The 19,265-nt window shown below is 65.4% G+C and carries 16 protein-coding genes and 1 pseudogene; 6 read left to right on the forward strand and 11 right to left on the reverse strand.

Annotation, left to right across the window (positions count from 1 at the left end; all coding sequences use genetic code 11):
• The 3 genes and pseudogenes from BST40_RS32540 to tyrS all read right to left on the reverse strand — a co-directional run.
• The coding region (locus tag BST40_RS32540; RefSeq protein ID WP_482805260.1) for a PGRS repeat-containing protein at positions 1 to 1,113 on the reverse strand (1,113 nt) is incomplete at its 3' end.
• A 120-nt stretch (positions 1,114 to 1,233) separates the two neighbouring features.
• Positions 1,234 to 1,437, reverse strand: a pseudogene (locus BST40_RS33630) (PE family protein); the annotation flags it as partial.
• 657 nt (positions 1,438 to 2,094) lie between these two features.
• On the reverse strand, positions 2,095 to 3,372 hold the full coding sequence (gene tyrS / locus BST40_RS12370; protein ID WP_075547278.1) for a tyrosine--tRNA ligase: 1,278 nt from the start codon (positions 3,370 to 3,372) through the stop codon (positions 2,095 to 2,097).
• A gap of 159 nt (positions 3,373 to 3,531) precedes the next feature.
• On the opposite strand from tyrS, the gene BST40_RS12375 reads away from it, so the two are divergent.
• A complete protein-coding gene (locus tag BST40_RS12375; protein WP_075547277.1) occupies positions 3,532 to 4,794 on the forward strand; it encodes a cytochrome P450 in 1,263 nt (420 codons plus the stop codon).
• Here the strand turns inward: BST40_RS12375 and BST40_RS12380 are convergent.
• The gene (locus BST40_RS12380) at positions 4,791 to 5,402 is read right to left on the reverse strand and encodes a DNA-3-methyladenine glycosylase (RefSeq protein WP_089025115.1); all 612 of its coding nucleotides are present in this window, start codon (positions 5,400 to 5,402) and stop codon (positions 4,791 to 4,793) included. The two genes, BST40_RS12375 and BST40_RS12380, sit on opposite strands and share 4 nt — an antisense overlap.
• Positions 5,403 to 5,459: 57 nt before the next feature.
• Here BST40_RS12380 and BST40_RS12385 point away from each other — a divergent pair, with 57 nt between their 5' ends.
• From BST40_RS12385 to BST40_RS12395, 3 genes are read left to right on the forward strand one after another with little or no spacing between them, the layout of a single operon-like run.
• Positions 5,460 to 6,227 carry an ABC transporter ATP-binding protein gene (locus tag BST40_RS12385; protein WP_075547275.1) on the forward strand — a complete coding sequence of 256 codons (768 nt, stop codon included), beginning with the start codon at positions 5,460 to 5,462 and terminating at the stop codon, positions 6,225 to 6,227.
• A 2-nt stretch (positions 6,228 to 6,229) separates the two neighbouring features.
• Complete coding sequence (locus tag BST40_RS12390) at positions 6,230 to 6,979, forward strand: ABC transporter permease (protein WP_240316764.1); 750 nt, start codon at positions 6,230 to 6,232, stop codon at positions 6,977 to 6,979.
• A 5-nt stretch (positions 6,980 to 6,984) separates the two neighbouring features.
• Positions 6,985 to 7,590: a TetR/AcrR family transcriptional regulator gene (locus BST40_RS12395; RefSeq protein ID WP_075547286.1), complete on the forward strand. Its 606-nt coding sequence runs from the start codon at positions 6,985 to 6,987 to the stop codon at positions 7,588 to 7,590.
• On the opposite strand, the gene BST40_RS12400 is transcribed toward BST40_RS12395, so the two are convergent.
• From BST40_RS12400 to BST40_RS12425, 6 genes are all read right to left on the reverse strand, one after another.
• On the reverse strand, positions 7,556 to 7,780 hold the full coding sequence (locus BST40_RS12400; RefSeq protein ID WP_075547273.1) for a Trm112 family protein: 225 nt from the start codon (positions 7,778 to 7,780) through the stop codon (positions 7,556 to 7,558). The genes BST40_RS12395 and BST40_RS12400 overlap by 35 nt on opposite strands.
• Entirely contained in the window at positions 7,773 to 10,757 is a 2,985-nt protein-coding gene (locus tag BST40_RS12405) for an acyl-CoA synthetase (RefSeq protein WP_089025113.1), read from the reverse strand. The genes BST40_RS12400 and BST40_RS12405 overlap by 8 nt, the downstream gene beginning before the upstream one ends.
• 182 nt (positions 10,758 to 10,939) lie before the next feature.
• On the reverse strand, positions 10,940 to 11,251 hold the full coding sequence (locus BST40_RS12410) for an ESX-1 secretion-associated protein (protein WP_075547272.1): 312 nt from the start codon (positions 11,249 to 11,251) through the stop codon (positions 10,940 to 10,942).
• A gap of 44 nt (positions 11,252 to 11,295) precedes the next feature.
• Positions 11,296 to 12,423 (reverse strand): EspA/EspE family type VII secretion system effector, encoded by a 1,128-nt coding sequence (locus BST40_RS12415; RefSeq protein WP_075547271.1) that lies wholly within the window; start codon positions 12,421 to 12,423, stop codon positions 11,296 to 11,298.
• A gap of 654 nt (positions 12,424 to 13,077) precedes the next feature.
• A complete protein-coding gene (locus BST40_RS12420) occupies positions 13,078 to 13,926 on the reverse strand; it encodes a hypothetical protein (protein WP_183154997.1) in 849 nt (282 codons plus the stop codon).
• Between the two features lie 316 nt (positions 13,927 to 14,242).
• Positions 14,243 to 14,749: a hypothetical protein gene (locus tag BST40_RS12425; RefSeq protein ID WP_131808295.1), complete on the reverse strand. Its 507-nt coding sequence runs from the start codon at positions 14,747 to 14,749 to the stop codon at positions 14,243 to 14,245.
• Positions 14,750 to 15,047: 298 nt separating this feature from the next.
• Between BST40_RS12425 and BST40_RS12430 the strand changes: the two genes are divergently transcribed.
• A complete protein-coding gene (locus BST40_RS12430; protein WP_075547284.1) occupies positions 15,048 to 16,814 on the forward strand; it encodes an ABC-F family ATP-binding cassette domain-containing protein in 1,767 nt (588 codons plus the stop codon).
• A 14-nt stretch (positions 16,815 to 16,828) separates the two neighbouring features.
• The gene (locus BST40_RS12435; RefSeq protein ID WP_089025116.1) at positions 16,829 to 18,091 is read left to right on the forward strand and encodes a cytochrome P450; all 1,263 of its coding nucleotides are present in this window, start codon (positions 16,829 to 16,831) and stop codon (positions 18,089 to 18,091) included.
• Here the strand turns inward: BST40_RS12435 and BST40_RS12440 are convergent.
• Entirely contained in the window at positions 18,074 to 19,135 is a 1,062-nt protein-coding gene (locus tag BST40_RS12440) for a type III polyketide synthase (RefSeq protein WP_075547267.1), read from the reverse strand. The genes BST40_RS12435 and BST40_RS12440 overlap by 18 nt on opposite strands.
• Between the last annotated feature and the right edge of the window lie 130 nt (positions 19,136 to 19,265).

Genomic DNA, 19,265 nt, shown 5'->3' on the forward strand with positions numbered 1-19,265 from the left:
CCCTGCGGCGCCGCCGTTACCGCCGCTCCCGCCAACTCTAGAAGTGCCACCAGCCCCGCCATCGCCGCCATTACCGCCGTTGCCGAACGTTCCAGCTTGCCCACCGTTACCGCCACTCCCACTGTCGCCTCCGCTACCGCCACTGCCCGTCACCGTTCCGCCTTCCCCGCCGTTACCGCCGTTGCCATACAACACTCCACCCTTACCGCCGTTACCGCCGTGACCACCGAAACCGGTTCCATTTTCGATTCCGCCGGCTCCGCCGTTACCGCCGTTTCCAAAAAGTCCGGCCGAGCCGCCGTTACCACCGGAACCGCATCCGCCGTCTTCGCCACACCCGGTTCCGCCGGCTCCGCCGTCGCCGCCGTTTCCGAAAAGCCCGCCCTCGCCGCCGTTGCCGCCATGGCCGCCCGCTCCGTCATTACCTCCATCGCCACCTGCTCCGCCATGGCCGCCGTTGCCAAACAACCCTCGACTGTTACCACCGGAACCGCCACTGCCGCTGAAACCGGTTACGGAGTTTCCGCCTCGTCCACCGTCGCCGCCGTCACCGATAAGTCCGGCAGCTCCGCCGTTACCTCCGGCGCCGCCGCCGTCTGGGCCAGCTCCGCCGTTGCCGCCTACGCCTCCGTTGCCGATCAGTCCGGCAGCTCCACCATTACCCCCGTAGCCGCCATTGCCCTGGGCGATGGTCGCGGTTCCGCCGGTGCCGCCGGCGCCACCATTACCAATGAGCAGCCCGCCGTGGCCGCCATTACCTCCGCCAGCCGCGGCCCCGCCGGTGCCGCCGGCGCCGCCGGTGCCGAACAGTCCGGCGTTGCCGCCGTTTCCGGCGGTGCCGCCGTTTGCGCCGGTTGTGGGGGCGGTGCCGCCGTTGCCGCCGGTGCCGCCGTTACCGATCAGGAGTCCTCCCTGGCCGCCGGTGCCGCCGTTTGCGCCGGTTCCGCCGGCTCCGCCGTTACCGCCGTGGCCGAACAGTCCGGCTGCCCCGCCGTTGCCGCCGTTTTGGCCTGCTGCGCCTGATCCACCGTTGCCGCCGTTGCCCCACAGCCATCCGCCGGCGCCGCCGTTTTGTCCCGTGCCGTTGAGCCCGTTGGCGCCGTTGCCGATCATCTGGCGCCCGACCAGCCATTCGCTGTCGGCGTTGGCTGTGTTGATCGCGTTGCGGGCGGCGTTGTCGATCTCGGTGGCCCAGTATTTCTCGGTGGTGCCGTTGAGCAGGTCAACAAACTGCTGATGCAGCCACTGGTAGTCACGGCTTAATGCCTGCCAGGTTTGGCCGTGAGCGCTCAGCAGGGCCGTCATTGCCATCGAGACTTGATCGCTGCCAGCGGCCAGTAGCCCAGTGGTGGAGATTGCCGCAGCAGCAGTTGCTTCGTTAAACACCGATCCGATAGCCGCTAAATCGGTTGCCGCGCATTCCAACGCGTTCGGCATGAGAGTCACATATGACACAGCGGGTCCTCCTATGATCTACCAATATCGTTGCTTGACAAGCGTTATGGGATTGACGCGGTGTCAACCGCTCCTACCGTGGGCGATCACGCTGGGTGGGGTGGCCAATGGCGGACTCAAACGACAGCAAAGTCTCCTGCAAATTCCGGGCCAATCGCTGCCACGCCAATCCCACCCCGGCCAACCCCCCAAGCCCGCACCAGAGTAAATCAGCGCCGAATTAACTTCCGGCGACATGCTCAAGAATTCCAATATTTCGCTCCTCAAAGCACCACTCAAGCGCCAGGCGTATAATCACAAAGCAGTCATCAAGAACATATGCAAGTCGAAAAGACGAGTCGTCGATCGGGCCTGATCCGAGCGACGACCATTGCACTGCTAATGGCCTTTCCTCGCGCCATCGATGATTACGGCAAAGTTGCTCATTTCAATTGCGCACTGAACTTATATCGAAACAATTATCCATGAAGAAATTACAAAGATTCAAATCCAAGTGTTTATCTAGCATTAAACAAAGTTTATCAACATCAGGACAAGAGCGCGGGTGAGCAACCAGCGCACTGCCTTGTGGATCAAGGCCCTAGCCGCGCTGACCCTGCTGCACTTCGGCGCTCACCCGCAGCTCGGCTGCCAGCGAATCTAAGACCCGACCCGTTCGACACCTGCGACATTGCGCTTGCCACGGCGCAGGACCAGCCAGCGGCCGTGCAGGAAATCCGTGCCCTGCGGCGTCCATTCGTCGGTTTCGACGCGAATGTTGTTGACCGAGACCCCGCCCTCGTTGACGGTGCGCCGCGCCGCCTTCCTGCTGTCGGCAAGGCCGGTGGCCACCAACAGGTCCACGATCCCGTCGGGAGTACCCGGTTTGAGTTCGGCGACCGTGGTTTCGCGCAGTGCGGCGGCCAGCGTCGGCTCGTCGAGCCGGCCCAGTTCGCCCTGCCCGAAAAGCGCCCGGCTGGCGTGCTCGACGGCCGCGGTCGCTGCTTCGCCGTGCACCAAGGAGGTGAGTTCGGTGGCCAGCCGTCGTTGGGCCGCACGTTGTTGCGGGCGCTCAACGGTCGCCTGCTCCAGTTCGGCCAGTTCGTCGGCCGACAGGAAGGTGAACCACCGCAGGTAGCGGATCACGTCAGCGTCGGCGGTGTTGACGAAGTACTGGTACCAGGCGTAGGGGCTGGTCAGCTGCGGGTCCAGCCACAAGCTGCCGCCGCCGGTGGATTTGCCGAACTTGGTGCCGTCGGCGGCGGTCACCAACGGAACGGTGAGCGCATGCACTGCGGCACCGAGCTTTTGGCGCACCAGCCGGACCCCGGCAATGATGTTGCCCCACTGATCGGAACCGCCGATCTGCAGAGCACAGCCGTGGCGCCGGTGCAATTCGACGTAGTCGTTGGCCTGCAGCAGCATGTAACTGAACTCGGTGTAGGAGATGCCCTCACCTTCCAGACGGCGCCGGATCGTGTCGCGGTCCAGCATCACGTTAACCGAGAAGTGCTTGCCGACATCACGCAGGAATTCGATGGTCGACATCGCGGCAGTCCAGTCGATGTTGTTCTCGACGATGGCGCCCGTCGGCGAACCCCCAGAATCCGAGAAATCGACGAAACGTTCCAGCTGCCCGCGGATCCGGTCGGTCCATTCGGCGACGGTGTCGGCGTCGTTGAGGGTGCGCTCGCCGACGTCGCGCGGGTCGCCGATCATGCCGGTGGCCCCGCCCGCCAGCACGATGGGCCGATGCCCGGCGCGCTGGAAGCGGCGCAACGTCAGCAGCGGCACCAGATGTCCGGCATGCAGGCTCGCGGCGGTGGGGTCGAAGCCGGCGTACAGCGTCGTCGGGCCACGTTGCAACTCGGCGGCCAGCGCGTCGAGGTCGGTGGACTGCGCGATCAGCCCCCGCCACCTCAGCTCGTCGAGGATCATGGTGCAAGAGTCTTCCAGGGTAAGGCGCTGCCGACCCAGCCGGGCTCCGGCCTGACGGGCCCTGATATTTCGGCGAAGATGTGGATCCTCGGCGTTGAGGTTGCGCCACAGAATGGGTAGCGGCGTACCAGGCTGCGGCGAGGCAAAACGGAGACGGGAATGCTCAACTCCGACGACGACCACTCGGCATTCGGTTACGATGGCGAAACCCTGATGCCCGAACGCGAAGTGAATGCCGGCTATGCGGTGGCGGCGCGCCCGTTACGGCAATGCGTAGACAATAGAGCCGACAGCACCGAAATTCGCTCTTCGGAAAGGACCGCAGCGACCGAGTTCGATGCCGTCGATCAAAATTTCCAGGTCGACCCTTATCCGGTGTACGCCCAATTGAGGGAGCATACGCCGATTTTTTACAACGAGGAGACCAGAAGTCGGGTGGTGACCCGGTACCACGACATCGTGGAGTGCTTGAAGAGGTCCGATTTGATCAGCCATGACCAGTTCTGGGACGAACCGGTCAGCCGCCATGATCGATCGGATCGCCGGCAAGCCTACGTCGTCAATGCCTTTTCCCACATGATGATGTACAAGGACGGCCGGCCACACGCGCGTATGCGCAAGCAAAGCAACCGGACATTTACCCCACCGCAGGTGAAAGCGCGCCAGCCGGAAATAGAGCGAATTTGTCGCACATTATTGGAGGAATGCCGCGAACGCGGAAGGTTCGACGACGCACACGACTTCGCTCAACCGCTGCCGAGCATTGTGATCGCAGACTATCTTGGGCTACCACAACAAGACCGGCAATGGATCCGCGCACTCGCCGATCGGTTTGCGGTCGTGTTCGAGCCGCTGCTGTCCGACCCGGAGCGAACCGAGATCCTGACCAGCACCGTGCCATTGGTCGACTATCTCTTCGAGCTCATTGACACGCGACGACGTCAGCCGGGAGACGACTTTGTGTCGTTACTGGTGGCAATCCGCCAGGAGGATGGCGGTATGACGGACGTCGAACTATGCGCAAACCTCATGCACCTGTTGGTGGCCGGCAATGAGACAACCACAAATCTGTTGGAGCACATGATCGTACAGCTGACACGGTTCCCCGAGATGCGCGCTGACATCGAAAGTGACCCCGAAAAGATCAGGGCGTTCATGGAAGAGACGCTTCGCTACGAGGCACCGATCCAGATAATCGCCCGCAAGACCACCGACGAGGTCACGCTCTATGACCAGCAGATCTTGCCGGGATCGTTGGTCGCCTTCGTGCTGGGATCGGGCAACCGCGATGAAGCCAGGTTCCCGGATCCGGACACCTTTGACCCGACCCGAGCCGACAAGGCGCATCTGTCGTTCGCCAGCGGGGCGCATTTTTGCCTCGGCGCCCCACTGGCGCGACTTCAGGGGAACCTTAGCGTCTAGTCGCTGGCGCCCGGGACCGGCGCTCGGGGGCTGCGCCGATAGGCCGACACCTCCGGTCGCCCCGCAAGCCACAATCGCCATGGCCGGTCGGCGGCCTGGCTGACGCCGACCCGGGGACCGGACAGCCCACGGTGCGTTTCGTTGAGGCTCAACGTCACCGGACTGTCCGGGTCGAACAGGTCAATCCCATTGTCCGCCATGGTGATTCCCAATGCTGAGCAGAGATTTCCCGGGCCACGCGCCAGCGCGGCGGTACGAACCAGTTCGCCGCGACGGGACCGGGCGACATCGATGCCGTCCTCGACGACGCAAGCTCGCAGCAAGACGGCGGCAGCCGTGCCGTCGGGGCCGCACGAGACGTTGGCGCAGACATGGATTCCGTGGCTGCGGTAGGTGTAGAGGTGGCCGGGCGGCCCGAACATCACCGCGTTTCGGCCACTGAGCCCGCGGTAGGAATGCGCCGCGGCGTCCGGCCACGGGCCGTGGGGCACCCCGCCGTAGGCCTCGACCTCGACGACGATGCCGCGCACCCCTCGTCCCGCGAGAGTGGCGCCCAGTAATCGATGCGCGGCAGCGACCGGGTCCACCAGGAGTTGCTCAGCGCTCACCGGAGAGATTGTGCCGTGCCTCTTGACAAGCACCGGCGACAGGTCGATATTCATCGTATGATGAGTTCATCGAGTGATGAATTACCTCGAGGCGGCGCCGAACCCGCGGTCGTCATCGAAAGCTTGACCGTCATCCGTGGCAAACACACAGCGGTTCAAGATGTTTCACTAGGAGTCGGGTGCGGAACCATCACCGGGCTGCTGGGCCCGTCCGGCTCGGGCAAGACCACGTTGATGCGCTGCATCGTCGGCTCCCAGATCATCACCTCCGGATCGGTGCGGGTTCTGGGGCTGCCGGCCGGATCGCTCCCCTTACGCCACCGCGTCGGATACATGCCTCAGGACCCGACCATCTACAACGACCTGCGGGTGATCGACAACGTGCGCTACTTCGCCGAACTCTGCGGAATCGACGGTCAAGCCGCCGACGAGGTGATCGACGCGGTGGACCTGAACAGCCACCGGACGGCGCGCTGCGCCAACCTCTCCGGCGGCCAGCGGGCCCGCGTTTCGCTGGCCTGTGCCCTGGTCGGCCGGCCGGATCTGCTGGTGCTCGACGAGCCGACGATCGGCCTGGACCCGGTGCTGCGGGTCGAACTGTGGGATCAGTTCACCGCACTGGCGCGGCGTGGCACCACGCTGGTGGTGTCCAGCCACGTGATGGACGAGGCCGACCGCTGCGGCGATCTGCTGCTGATGCGCGAGGGACGGCTGCTGGCCCACACCACGCCGGACGAACTACGGAAGGAAACGGGATGCACATCACTGGAGGACGCGTTTCTGTCCATCATCCGACGCACCACCACCGCGCCCGTAGCCGGCTGAGCCTGCAGAACTATACGGCCACTACCGCGAGGATTCTGCGCCAGCTGACTGCCGACCACCGCAGCATCGCGATGATCCTGCTGGTGCCGGTTCTGGTCCTCACGCTGATGTATTTCATGTTCGACAAGGTTCCGACCCGCCCCGGCGCTCCTTCCGGATTCGACACGGCGTGCATGGTCTTGTTGGGCCTTTTCCCGCTTTTCGTGATGTTCGTCATCACCGCGATCACCATGCAACGCGAACGGGCTTCGGGAACGCTGGAGCGCATCTTGACCACACCGCTGCGCAGAATTGATCTGCTCGCCGGCTACGGGACGGCGTTTTCGATCGCCGCGGCCGCCCAGGCCACGCTGGCCTGCATGGTGGCGTTCTGGTTCCTCGGCTTCGACACCGCGGGCAGTCCCGCGTGGGTTTTCGTGATCGCGATCGTCAACGCCATCTTGGGTGTCGGGCTGGGGCTGCTCTGTAGTGCCTTCGCCCGCACCGAATTTCAGGCCGTGCAGTTCATCCCGCTGGTGATGGTGCCGCAACTGCTGCTGGCGGGCATCATCGTCCCGCGGGCGCTGATGCCGACCTGGCTGCAGTGGCTCAGCAATGCCATGCCGGCCAGCTACGCCCTGGAGGCCCTGCAACAGGTGGGGGCACATTCCGAGTTGACGTACACCACGGTGCGCGACATCGTCGTCGTGCTGGCTTTCGCGGTCGCGTCCATGGCTCTGGCCGCGGCGACACTGCGACGCCGGACGCCATAGTGACGATGCGTCGACGCCCCGGCCGGCCGGCCGGCAACTCCGACACCCGCGAGCGCATCCTCGCGTGTGCGCGGGAACTGTTTGCGCACAATGGTATTGACCGAACCTCGATCCGTGCCGTGGCCGCGGCCGCCGGAGTGGATGCCGCCCTGGTGCATCACTACTTCGGCACCAAACAACAGCTCTTCGCCGCCGCCATTCACGTCCCGGTGGATCCACTGGACATCATCGCCCCGATGCGGCAAACCCCGGTCGAGGAGCTCGGCGTGAAACTGCCGACCGCACTGCTTGCGCTGTGGGATTCCGAACTAGGCCCACGGTTGATCGCGGCGGTGCGCTCGCTGCTGTCGGGCGACGGGGTCACCTTTGTGCGCTCCTTCTTCGAGGACATGGTGACCGCGGAGCTGGGTTCACGCGTCGACAGTCCCCCCGGGACGGGACGGATCCGCGCTCAATTCGTCGCCTCCCAGTTGATCGGTGTGGCCATGGCGCGCTACATCATCAAGGTGGAGCCTTTCGCGTCGCTGCCGGCCGAACAGATCGTGCGGACGATCGCACCGAACCTGCAGCGCTACCTCACCGGGGATCTGCCGGAGGGCCTGGCGCCGTGAAGCGGGCGTGCTCGTCGTCGCCGACGTCGCGGGCCTGCTCGACCAGCAGGACGGGGATGCCATCCTCGATGCGATAGGCGCGCCGCAGCCGCGGGTTGTAGAGCAACGGGCCGTCCGGGCTGGAGGCGAGCAGCAGCGGACCCTGGTCGGCCGGGCATACCAGGATGTCGAGCAGCTTGTCGTCAATCATCGGCGGATTGCTGGCCGCCCAACTCGGTGCGCGCCGCCGGGGTCAGCCGGCGAAACTCGCTGGCGGCAGGATCGAAATACCATGCCTGACGTCCCGGTTTGGGAATTCCGGCGGCCCGCAGCGCGCTGACGGTGGGCCGATAGGTGGCGCTGAGCGACAGCTTCGGCACCACGTGGACGATGTCGGGTCCCAGGCCGACCGGCATACCGGCGACGGCATCGGTCAGGTCGGCCGCGGTGATGGTCGCTCCCGGTCGCAATGTCACCGCGGCGACCGCGAGCTGACGACCGTTGGCCGAGACGTCGTAGGTGACCGCGAGATCGACGCCGTTGATGCAGCCCAGCGCATCGGTGACCGGCTCGGCATACACCATTCCCCGCGCGGTGCGCACCACCGAACCGCGCCGGCCCGCCAGCCAGTAGTCCCCGTCCGGGTCGCGGAAGAACAGGTATTCGGTGGAGATCCAGGTGTCGGCGGGGGCGAAAACGCCCCGCTTGATCGACGCGCTCGGGTCGATGGGTCCGCTGGCGTGCGCCAGCAGCACTCCGACCTGGTTGGCCGCGGCGACCTGGACGAACCCGCGGTCGTCTTCCAGGATCAGGTCCTGTTCGGCGTCGTAGGCGCCGAGTTCGACGCGTCCGGCGCCCGGCAACGGGCGGCCCTTGCTGCCGATCTTGGCGCCGGACACGTTGGCCAGCACCGCCTGTCCGTCGGTGGTGGCGAAGAACTCGACGACATGTGCCGGCGCGAACGTGTCGACGACTCGCCCCCACAATCCGGTCGGCATCCCCGAGCCGATGAACAGCCGCACGGGGTGGTTGCCGTACAGGGCAAAAGCCGGATCGTCGACCACGTCACGCAGCATCGCCCAGGTGTAGGACACGACGGTGACGCCGTAGCGGCGTACCTCGGCGACGAACCGGTCGGCACACAGTCCGCGCGACAGTGCGATGCGCGCGCCGCCGACGACCGCACCGCCCAAGCTCACCAGCAGCGCGGATTCGTGGTGCAGCGGCGTCAGGCAGTAGACGGTGTCCCGGCGGTCTAGGGCGGCCGTCGATGCGGTGCCGAAGGCCGACACCGCCCAGCGGTAGTTGGTGATCTGCTTGGCGACCAGCTCGCCGCCGACCGCGCTGAATGCAATGAACGCCAAATCCCTTGCCAAGCCCGGGTTTTGCCGATACCAGGCGGGCAACTGGACGGCATCGGGGTCGATCTTCTCCATGTCGATCACATCGGCGTCTTCGGGCAGATGCAGATCTCGTGACTCGCCGCCGCCCAGCACCAGCACCTGTCCGGGCAATTGGCGTGCCGCGGCGAGGTTGGTGGGATCGGTGATGATCTCGGTCGCTCCCCCGAGCCGGACCTGTGCGGCCAGGTCGACGTCTTGGCGCATCAGCACCACGATCGCCCCCAACCGGGACAGCGCCGCGATCGCGACCAGGGCGCTGGGCCGCGTCTCCATCAGCACGCCCACCCGGTCACCCTGGCGCACCCCGACGTCGATCAGGCCACGGACCACGTTGTTGATGCGCCGATTCACGGCCTCATAGGTGTGCACCCGATCGTCGAACAGCAGGAATTCGCCCTGCGGCGCGTCGTGGGCCTGTTCGTCGATGATCCGGCCCAGCGAAATCCGGGTGTGATCGTTGAGCTGCCCCAGCCGGGCCAGTCGCGGCAGCGTGCGGACGGTTTCGACAGCCAGGGTGCGCATGGACTTGTTGGCGGCGACCACCGCCTCGGCCGCACCGCGAGCCATCGCCAGGGCCGCCTCGGACATCTCTCCGATACCGTGCGCGACCCGGGAGCTGAATGCGACTCCGCTGTCGGTGTGTTCGGCCGGCTGCTCGACCATCAAGCTGATGTTGGCCGGCTTGTCACCGTCGCTGGAAATCCAGCGCACCCATTCGGCGACGGTGGGCCAGCTCTGGTGCGCCGCCCTGGATCCGACGACGAGACCGAAATGGCCGGTGCGGATGAGGCATTCGTAGACGTCGGTGTTGGGCGCGGCGCGCCGGATGCCGCGCACCGAAGCCGGCTGGCCGATGTCGTCGACCTCGCCGACGAAAGCCAGTATCGGACAGGTGATGTCGGTGAGTGTCACCATTTGGCCGCTGATGGCGAAGCCGCCGGTCATCATTCGGTTGTGGGCGATGAACTGCTTGAGCAGTTCTGAGATCGCCGGACCGGACCAGGCGATCCAGCCTTCGGATTCGAGGAATCGGCGCTGTTGCTCCCGCGGCAGCAGGGCCTCGCGGTCGTGGAGCTGCCGCAGGAAGTCGATGCGGGCCTTGGCCGTCTTGAGCGGATCCATCATCTGGAAACCGGTGCGTGCCATCCAGCTGGGGATGGCCAGCCGATTGAACACGTGATCTGCCATAAAGCTGGCGGCGGCCGCACCGAAGTTCGCCGGAATACCCATCGGCAAGGCTGCCAGGGTATCCACCGGCGAGCCGAACGCGACGACGCTGGCGACGTTCTTGGAACGCCGGTATGCCGCGGCCTGATAGCAGAACATGCCGCCCTGCGAATAGCCGACGATGTGCACGTCCTGGCCGGTGGTGTCATGCACCGTGTCGATGGCCTGACTGAGCGCGACGATGTGGTCGGCCAGATTGCGGCGCATACCGCCCTCGACCTTGTCGGGCGAGCCGAAGTCGATGACCCATGGATCCAGCCCGCGGGCGTGCAGGATGCCCACCGCGCCGTCCTCACGAGTGACGTCCCACATGTCGGCCGACATCATCATCGGGTGCACCATCAACACCGGCGGACCCACGGGCGCGTGTCCGGGCCGGGTGTCCGGCGGGAAGTAGCGTCGCAGCTTGTACATCGGTACGCTCTCGACGATCTGGGACGGAGACGGCACGCTACCGGTTTCGAGACCGCCCAGCCGCAGGACTTCAAGCCCATTCTGGGCCGTGGCCACCAGACGCTCGACCGGGCGTGTGACCATCGACAAATTGAGATCCACCACTGCTCCTGGGTGCCTGAGTGCTCCTGAATGCTGCTGAGTTGGCCTTGACCAGCGTGGACATCATTCCACATCGGAGCGGGGCGCAGGTCACGCCGTCGCAGACGACGCCGCCGGCGCCGCCGGGGTGCTGCGGCCCGGATGACGTTGCCCGGGCCGCAGGCCACCCCTATCCCGGGCGGCGATCAGCGAAAGAACTTGCCCAGCACGCTGGCCGCCCCCTCGTCGGCGTCGAGATAAGCACCGGCGGCTTTACGAAGACTGTCTGCTAGCTGTCCGTCGACCTGTTGAACGCACGCGCCGGTGGCACTGCGGATGGTCTCGAACCCTGCCAGGGTCTGATTGAACAGCGAGCAGAACGAACCGTGAGTGGTAGAGACCGACTGACTGATTCCGCTGACCATGTCGACCGCGGATTTCACATCGGCCGACACGTTGCCTTGAATCCGCTCCAGCACGCCCAGGAACTCCGGCACGACGTACAGAAAATGTCCCATGACTACTCCCCTCTGGTGAAAAATCTGGCTAACAGGTTGGCTCGCTAGGCTTTTGACACCCCGGCATTGACGAATATCGGCAGTTTCCCGGTCTTCTCAGCACTCGTTGGCGGGCCGTCGACGGGAGCCCGCTCGGCATCCGCTCCGCCCGAAGCCCCGCCACTTCCGCCGTCGCTCTGCGGTCGGCGCGAAGGGGCATGCGGTACAGATCCTGGCAACCCCGGCGTACCCGACGAGGATTGCGCGCCGGTGGCCAGCGCCGGGTTGCCGGCCTGACCAATACTGCCGATAGGGCCTACTTCCATTGGGAGCGAACGCATCTGAGTCATCGCTCCGCCGAGTCGACCCATCGCCGGCAAGCCGGCACCGCCGAGAGCGCGTACTGGATCGGACAACTGAGCAAGATCAGCCAAGTGGGTCAAGTCGGGCATGGCGGCCGCGCCGGCTGACGCCGACCTTCCCGACATCCCGGCGACGCCCGACAACGACGACAAGCTGGACAACATGGTTCCCAAGCCCATGTCGGAAAATATGCTGGCGATCTCTGACCATGCCGCGTAGAGAGCGGACTCCAATTTCGAGATGAATTGTCGTATATCGAACTCGATGTCCGACACGACGGCAATCACTTCCTCCTCGATCAGGGCTTCCAGCAGCTCGACCAATTTCCACAGCGCGGCAATCAATTTGGCGGTGTCTTCGGCCGTCTTGTACGCCAGGTATGCGAGCGCACCGGTGACCATACTCATCATCAGCGAGGTGATCGGAAGTTGAAACCCGTCCGAAAGCCATTGCCCGACGAGGGGTATATAGGAAATCACGACGGCGACCGGACGCGCGATCTCGAGAACTCGCTTTGCGAATGCCAGGACATCGCGGGTTTTCCGTACCGCATCCGCTTGATCCGTTACCAGCGTCCCGGTCATGTAGTCAAGGTCCGCCAAGATTTCTTCGCGCAGCTTCTGCAGCTCATTCTTTGCGGAGTATGCGTCCGCCGCGGTACCCATCCAGCGGTCGCCTGGGGCGGCGGAGGCCTGATCCTGGGCAGTTCGGGTGAACCATGACGAACTGGTGTTGAAAGCGTCTCCGGAAACAGGCAATCCGATTCCAAGCAACGCTTCGAAGCCATCGATGGTGCCGATCGCCGAATCGATGATCCATGCTCTGTCCATTGTGATTCGTCCTCTCGCAGGCTAATTCGTTTAGCGGTTGGCTACGGGCGCGCGAAAGGCGCTACCCGGTTATGCATGATCACCGGCTGATTGCCGGGATTTGAATACGGCACGCGCGCTCGCCGCGCCGCTTGGAAATCACTCCGCCAGATACGTGCTAGGCGCCATTCATAGCGCGGGCACGCCAAGTGAAAAGATGAAGCTGATCAGTGTTTTCGTCTAGCTGCCATGGACCGCTCCTAGGGCAAGGAACCAACAATGACGAACTGCCGCAACGTATCGCACCAAACAACACCGCTTTCGGTGCGCAAGTCAGCTGACAAACTGTTTCCCAGCCCGCTGGCCGGGGTTTACTTCCTGTCAACCTTTGCATGCGACACAAAAGCATTGCCATACAGTTGTATTACGCAAGCCACAGTAGGGCCCGACAGCCGTAAGCGCAAGAGCCAATTGAGATTTGCTCGTGACCAGTCTGTGACCAATCGCGCGCGACGGCCACCCACGCGTCGCCGGTGTGGCTTCGGCGGTCGGACTCGAGGAACTGCCGGGTTCAACCGATCGGTCGCGCGCCGGACACGACCGCAACAACCATGCATGCGGTCCGGCACTGAACTGAACCCTTTTGGCGCCCGGGCTTTTAGCCCGTCGCGTGCATCAGATGGCGCGCAGCTCCGAGAACACGCCTCTCATCGACTGAAGCATGTTGGTTTCGGCGCATCGGGCCGACTCCAGGATCGCGGGGACGTCCTCGAGTTTGGCGTGTATTCGCGCCAGCTGCTCAAGCACACCGAGCCTTCGTTGATTGACGTCGTCCAACATCCGCCGCGCCTCGGCCATGCGCTGCTCGACCTGCTCGTCGGCGAGGCGGACGCGCCGTTCGGCCTCGGCCTTGGCTTCGCTGAGCCGTTTGTCGCACTCCTGCTGCGTGGTTCGCAGCTGATCATCGATCTGGAATTGGGCGTCGGAGCGGAGCCTGATCAGTTCAGCATCGAGTTGCTGTTCCGCCTTCTCGCGGCGCCGGGCATCGGCAATGCGCATCTGGTCGATCTCTCGAACAGCTTGTGCCCTAAGCTCTTCGGCTTCTTCTCGCCCACGACGGAGCATCTCGGCATGCTCGAGATCGAGTGCACGTTGCCGCGCCTCCATCTGGGCCAGCATGTCTCTCTTAGTCGCGCGAGCCGCTTCGGCGTCATTCTTGGCCGCGGTGATCAACGCCGACGCCTCGGCACGCGCCTCGGACTGCATCTGAAATACCTCGTCGACAGCGAACCGAAGCATTTTCGCCAACCGGTCGGTGACCGCCGGCGCCGACGGCGAGGTGTCGCGCAGGACCGCGTTTTCGTCCCGCAGGGCGGCAATCTCCACCCTGAGTCTCTCGGTCTCGTAGTGTTGCGCCTGCCGCTGAACCATCAGTTCCGCGAGGTACTGGTTGACGGCAGCCGGATCGTATCCATTGCGCGTGCGTTCGAATTTCGGAGCGGGATCGTTAACGAAGGTTGTCACCTGGTACCCCTCGGACACGCCTCGCGATGGGCTGACGGCGGTTGGCCACGGCCCGCTTTCCGGTCGCTGACTGACGTGCGGATCCCCCGGGATGGCCGGACAACGATGCCAACACAGCCGCCGGTGCAAGGACAGACGTGACTGCGTGACTCACCGAAACTCCTTTACATCAGCGTGCGACTCGCCAGTTTGGTAAGCGAGGCAGACTATAGTGCACGTCGGCAATAATTGTTATCAGCAGTATTTTTTGGGGCTGGACGACGACGTCTCCAAGCCGCGTCCCACGGCTGGCGGAGCCATGCCATCGCGATGGCTGTCACCCAATCCGCTGCTCAAGAGGTAGCTGGCGTGGCAGCAGCAGCAGCCAGACGGCCACAGCGGCGGCTAGCGGCACCAGCGCCATCAACAGGCTGGTGGTACGCAACGCGGAAACGACGACTTCCTGAGTGGTCGCCATGACACGACGGGCTGACTCCGGATCAAGGACGCCGACGCCGCCCAGCTTGCCCCCGCCGTAGGAACGCGTCGCCTCCAACGCTTTGGCGGCCTGAGTGGGAGAGACGCCGCTGCCTGCGAACCGCTCCTGAGCTCGCGCCGTGTAGAAAGTCATGGCCAGCAGGGTGACCATGGTGGGCCCGAGTGAGTAAGCGGACTGGCCGACGCCGGGTTTGGCCGCGGCCACCGAGCCCTCCAAACCCGGTGGGGCAAAGCTCATCATGACGCTGGCCTGCGGTGGCTCGATGAAGCCCAGGCCCGCGGGCAGGATGGTTGGTCGGCACCGGTGACGGCGAATCCCAGTCCCATGGCAAGCACCGTCATCCATTGAGCGAGCGTCAGCTTGTCGTCGCCGGGTTGCGTTTCGATGCTGAGCGCGTCCATACCGGTGTGCCTCTGGTGGTGATGCGCGGTCGAGTCTAGGGATTGACGTTGGGTAGATGTTGTCCCGGAATGGTCCTGAACGGCCGAAAGTATTGGGTCCGCCGCCGCCCGAATCTCACCTTTGCCGCGGGCCAACGACAGCGCCCTCCCGCGCCGGTGCCACCGGTCGAGGACCGCGGCGCCGGGCGGCACCGCCGGCGCCGTTGACGCCAAAGGGTGTGGGTGCCGGTAGCCTCGGCCCGGTGGCACACCTGCTCGGAGCCGAGGCCGTGCACCTTGCGTACCCGGCCCAGGTGGTATTCGAATCGGTCACGCTCGGCGTCAACGACGGCGCACGCATCGGCATCGTCGGGCGAAACGGGGACGGCAAATCCAGCCTGCTGGGCCTGCTCACCGGCCAGATACCGCCGGACTCCGGACGGGTCACCCAGCGCAGCGGTTTGCGCGTCGGGGCGCTGAGCCAGGCCGACACCCTGGACCCCGCTCACACCGTCGGCTGGACGCTGGTCGGCGACCAACCCGAACACCATTGGGCCGGCGACCCGCGCGTGCGCGACGTGGTGGCCGGACTGGTATCCGACATCGCCTGGCGTGCAAAGGTTTCCGCCCTCAGCGGCGGCCAGCGGCGCCGCGTCCAGTTGGCTCGGTTGCTGGTCGGCGACTGGGACGTGATCGCTCTCGACGAGCCCACCAACCATCTCGACATCGAAGGCATCACCTGGCTGGCCGGCCACCTCCAGCAACGCTGGGCCCGCAACAGCGGCGGGCTGCTGCTGGTCACCCACGACCGGTGGTTTCTCGACGAGATCGCCACCACCACCTGGGAAGTCCACGACGGCGTCGTCGAGCCCTTCGAAGGCGGATACGCGGCCTACGTGCTGCAACGCGTCGAACGTGATCGGCTCGCCGCTGCAGCCGAGGCCAAGCGACAGAACCTGATGCGCAAGGAGCTGGCCTGGCTGCGCCGGGGTCCCCCGGCGCGAACCTCCAAACCCAAGTTCCGCATCGAGGCCGCCAATCAGCTGATCGCCGACGTGCCGCCGTTGCGCAACACCGTCGAGCTGGCCAAGCTGGCCACCGCCCGGCTGGGCAAGGACGTCATCGACCTGCTCGACGTGTCGGTCTGCTTTGACGGACGCCCGGTGCTTCGCGACATCGAATGGCGGATCGGCCCGGGCGAACGCACCGGAATCGTCGGAGCCAATGGCGCCGGGAAATCCACCCTGCTGGGGCTGATCGCCGGCACCATCGAGCCCGACTTCGGTCGGGTCAAGCGCGGCAAGACCGTCCGGCTGGCGGTGCTCGACCAGCAAGGTGATGCGCTGAACCCGTTCACGCAGGACCGGATCGCCGATGTGCTGACCAGGCTGCGCGGCGGCTACGAGGTCGACGGGCGCGAGGTGACCCCGGCCCAGCTGCTGGAACGTCTCGGCTTCGGTCGGGGCCAGCTGTCGGCGCGGGTCGGCGAGCTTTCCGGCGGTCAGCGGCGCCGGCTGCAGCTCATGCTGACGCTGTTATCCGAACCCAATGTGCTGCTGCTCGACGAGCCCACCAACGACGTGGATACCGACATGCTGACGGCCACCGAGGACCTGCTGGACTCGTGGGCGGGCACCTTGATCGTCGTCTCCCACGATCGCTATCTGCTGGAACGGGTCACCGATCAGCAGTACGCGATTCTGGACGGACGACTGCGGCATCTGCCCGGCGGCATCGAGGAATATCTGCGGCTGGCCACCAAACCGTCACCAGCACCGCCCGCCAAACCGGCTGAGCCCCAGGAGATCTCGGGCGCACAGCGCCGTGCCGCGGAGAAGGAGCTGGCCGCCGCCGAGCGTCGGCTTGCCCGGCTGGCCGACCGGATTGCCGCCAAGCACACCGAACTCGCCGAGCATGACCAGGCCGACCACGTCGGCCTGGCCCGGTTGACCCGGGAACTGCACGCCCTCGAAGACGAGGTTGGCGCGACGGAGGAGCTCTGGCTGCAGACTTCGGAGATGCTGGAATGAACGCCTACCGGACGGTGCCGTACCTGCCCGGGGAAGCGCTGCTGGCGCTCTATCGGCACCGCGGTGCGGTGGTCGACGCCGGCGTCGGGCGGCATGGCTTCGTGTATCTGTTGGGCGCCGAGGCCAACAAGTTCGTGTTCGCCAACGCCGACGCGTTTAGCTGGCGTGAGACGTTCGAGAGCCTGGTTCCCGTCGACGGGCCGACCGCGCTGATCGTCAGCGACGGCGAAGACCACCGGCGCCGCCGCAGCGTGGTGGCGCCGGGGCTGCGCCACCGGCAGGTTCAGGACTACGTGCAGACCATGGTGTGCACCATCGACGCCGTCATCGACACCTGGCGTCCGGGACAGCGGCTCGACCTCTACCAGGAGTTCCGTTCGGCAGTACGGCGCAGCACCGCCGAGAGTCTCTTCGGCCCGCGGCTGGCCGCCCATTCGGACTTCCTCGGTGCGCAATTGCAGCCGCTGCTGGACCTGACCCACCGGCCGCCGCAGCTGATGCGGCTGCAGCGACGGTTGAACTCCGCGGCCTGGCGACGCGCGATGGCGGCCCGCCGCCGTATCGACGACCTGGTCGACGCGGTGATCGCCGACGCGCGCGCCCGGCCCGGGCCCGACGACCATATGTTGACCACGCTGATCGACACGTTGAGCGACAACGAGATTCGCGATGCGATCGTCTCGCTCATCACCGCCGGCTACGAAACCACCAGCGGGGCGCTGGCCTGGGCGGCCCATGCGTTGCTCACGTTGCCGGGCGCCTGGGAGACCGTCGCCCGAGAGGTTGATCGCGAGCTCGGCGGCAACCCGCCCGCCGCCGACGACATCGGCTCACTGACCTACCTCAACGGCCTTGTGCAGGAAACACTTCGGCTGTACTCCCCCGGTGTGATCTCGGCTCGCAGGGTGATGCGCGACCTGGTGTTCGACGGCCACCGGATCAGGTCCGGACGGCTGCTGATCTTCAGTGCGTACGTCACCCATCGGTTGCCCGAAATATGGCCGGCGCCAAGGGAATTCCGTCCACAGCGGTGGGACCCCGACTCACCGGACTACCGCAAGCCCGCGCCACACGAGTTCATCCCGTTCAGCGGCGGGCTGCACCGATGCATCGGGGCGGTCATGGCTACCACCGAGATGACGGTGATGCTGGCTCGACTGGTCGCCCGAACGACGCTGCGCCTACCTGCCCAGCGGATCCGCGCGGCCAACTTCGCCGCGCTGTCCCCAAAACCCGGACTGACCGTCGAGGTCGCCGGCTCAGTGCCAGCGCAGTAATACCAGCTCGGCACAGAACCCCGGCCCCATGGCCAGCATCAGTCCGGGACTTCCGCTCGGCGGCCGTTTGGCGATGGTGTCGCGCAGGATGTGCAGCACCGACGCCGATGAGAGGTTGCCGATTTCGCCGAGCGAACGCCAGGTCAGCTCGAGCGCGTCGGAGGCCAGTTCGAGGCTGTTGGTGATGGCGTCGATCACCTTAGGACCGCCCGGATGGCTCACCCATGCGCCGACGTCATCCTTGGCCAGTCCATGCGTGGCGAGGAATCCAGTCACGTCGCCGGGCAGGTAGTGCTCGATCAGGTTGGGGAGGTCGGGAGAAAGCCGCAGCTGCAGGCCGTCAGAACCGACGTCCCAGCCCATGATGTGCAGCGATTCGGGGTACAGCCGGCTGCGGGAGTCGACGATGGTGGGCCCGCTGGTGCGCAGCTGCTCGGCGCGGCGGTCGCCGACGGCGACCACAGCGGCGGCGCCGTCGCCGAACAGCGCGGTCCCGATAAGTCCGGACACCGTCGGCTTGACCGCGGGGTAGGTGAGCGAACAGAGCTCGACCGCGATCAGCACGGCGACGTCGTCGGGTGCACCGCGCAGGTAGTCGTGTAGCCGGGCCACTCCAGCCGCGCCGGCCACACACCCCAGACCGAACAGCGGCACCCTGCGCACGTCGGGGCGCAGGCCCAGGCGGCCGGCGACCCGGGCATCCAGTGCCGGCACCGAGATACCGGTCACCGTCGTGGTGAGGATCATGTCGATGTCCTGCGGTTCCAGCCCCGCCTCGTGGAGCGCACCCATGAGCGCTTCGACGGCCAGATCGACGGCCTTGTCGATAAAGATCTCGTTCGCCTCGCCGAAGTCGGTCAGCCCCGGATATTGGTCCAGCGGAAGGACGAATTGGCGACTGTCGACGCGGGCGGCGGCGTGCAAGCGCCGGACGACATCTTCGTGTTCCTTCAGACCGGGAAATTCGACGAACGAGTCGGTGATCTGACTCTGGCTATAGCGATGCGGCGGCAATGCACCGCACACGCCAGCAACAACGCTCATGGCCCCCTGCCCTTGCTTGCTCACCTGCCGGCCAGCCCACCCGAAGGGAACTCAAATTTTAGGCGGCTTGGCGCGGTCTCGCAAAGTCCTGCGTATTCAACACATGTCGTATGTGGACATGGTCGGTGTT

The organism is Mycobacterium persicum (assembly GCF_002086675.1).
In the GTDB taxonomy this organism is placed as follows: domain Bacteria; phylum Actinomycetota; class Actinomycetes; order Mycobacteriales; family Mycobacteriaceae; genus Mycobacterium; species Mycobacterium persicum.

Bases quoted from the DNA above. Each gene is read 5' to 3' on its own strand.
- BST40_RS12395 (WP_075547286.1), top strand. From the start codon at position 6,985: ATGCGTCGACGCCCCGGCCGGCCGGCCGGCAACTCCGACACCCGCGAG.
- BST40_RS12410 (WP_075547272.1), bottom strand. From the start codon at position 11,251: ATGGGACATTTTCTGTACGTCGTGCCGGAGTTCCTGGGCGTGCTGGAG.
- tyrS (WP_075547278.1), bottom strand. From the start codon at position 3,372: ATGATCCTCGACGAGCTGAGGTGGCGGGGGCTGATCGCGCAGTCCACC.
- BST40_RS12400 (WP_075547273.1), bottom strand. From the start codon at position 7,780: ATGATTGACGACAAGCTGCTCGACATCCTGGTATGCCCGGCCGACCAG.
- BST40_RS12415 (WP_075547271.1), bottom strand. From the start codon at position 12,423: ATGGACAGAGCATGGATCATCGATTCGGCGATCGGCACCATCGATGGC.
- BST40_RS12425 (WP_131808295.1), bottom strand. From the start codon at position 14,749: ATGGATGACGGTGCTTGCCATGGGACTGGGATTCGCCGTCACCGGTGC.
- BST40_RS12385 (WP_075547275.1), top strand. From the start codon at position 5,460: ATGATGAGTTCATCGAGTGATGAATTACCTCGAGGCGGCGCCGAACCC.
- BST40_RS12440 (WP_075547267.1), bottom strand. From the start codon at position 19,135: ATGAGCGTTGTTGCTGGCGTGTGCGGTGCATTGCCGCCGCATCGCTAT.
- BST40_RS12375 (WP_075547277.1), top strand. From the start codon at position 3,532: ATGCTCAACTCCGACGACGACCACTCGGCATTCGGTTACGATGGCGAA.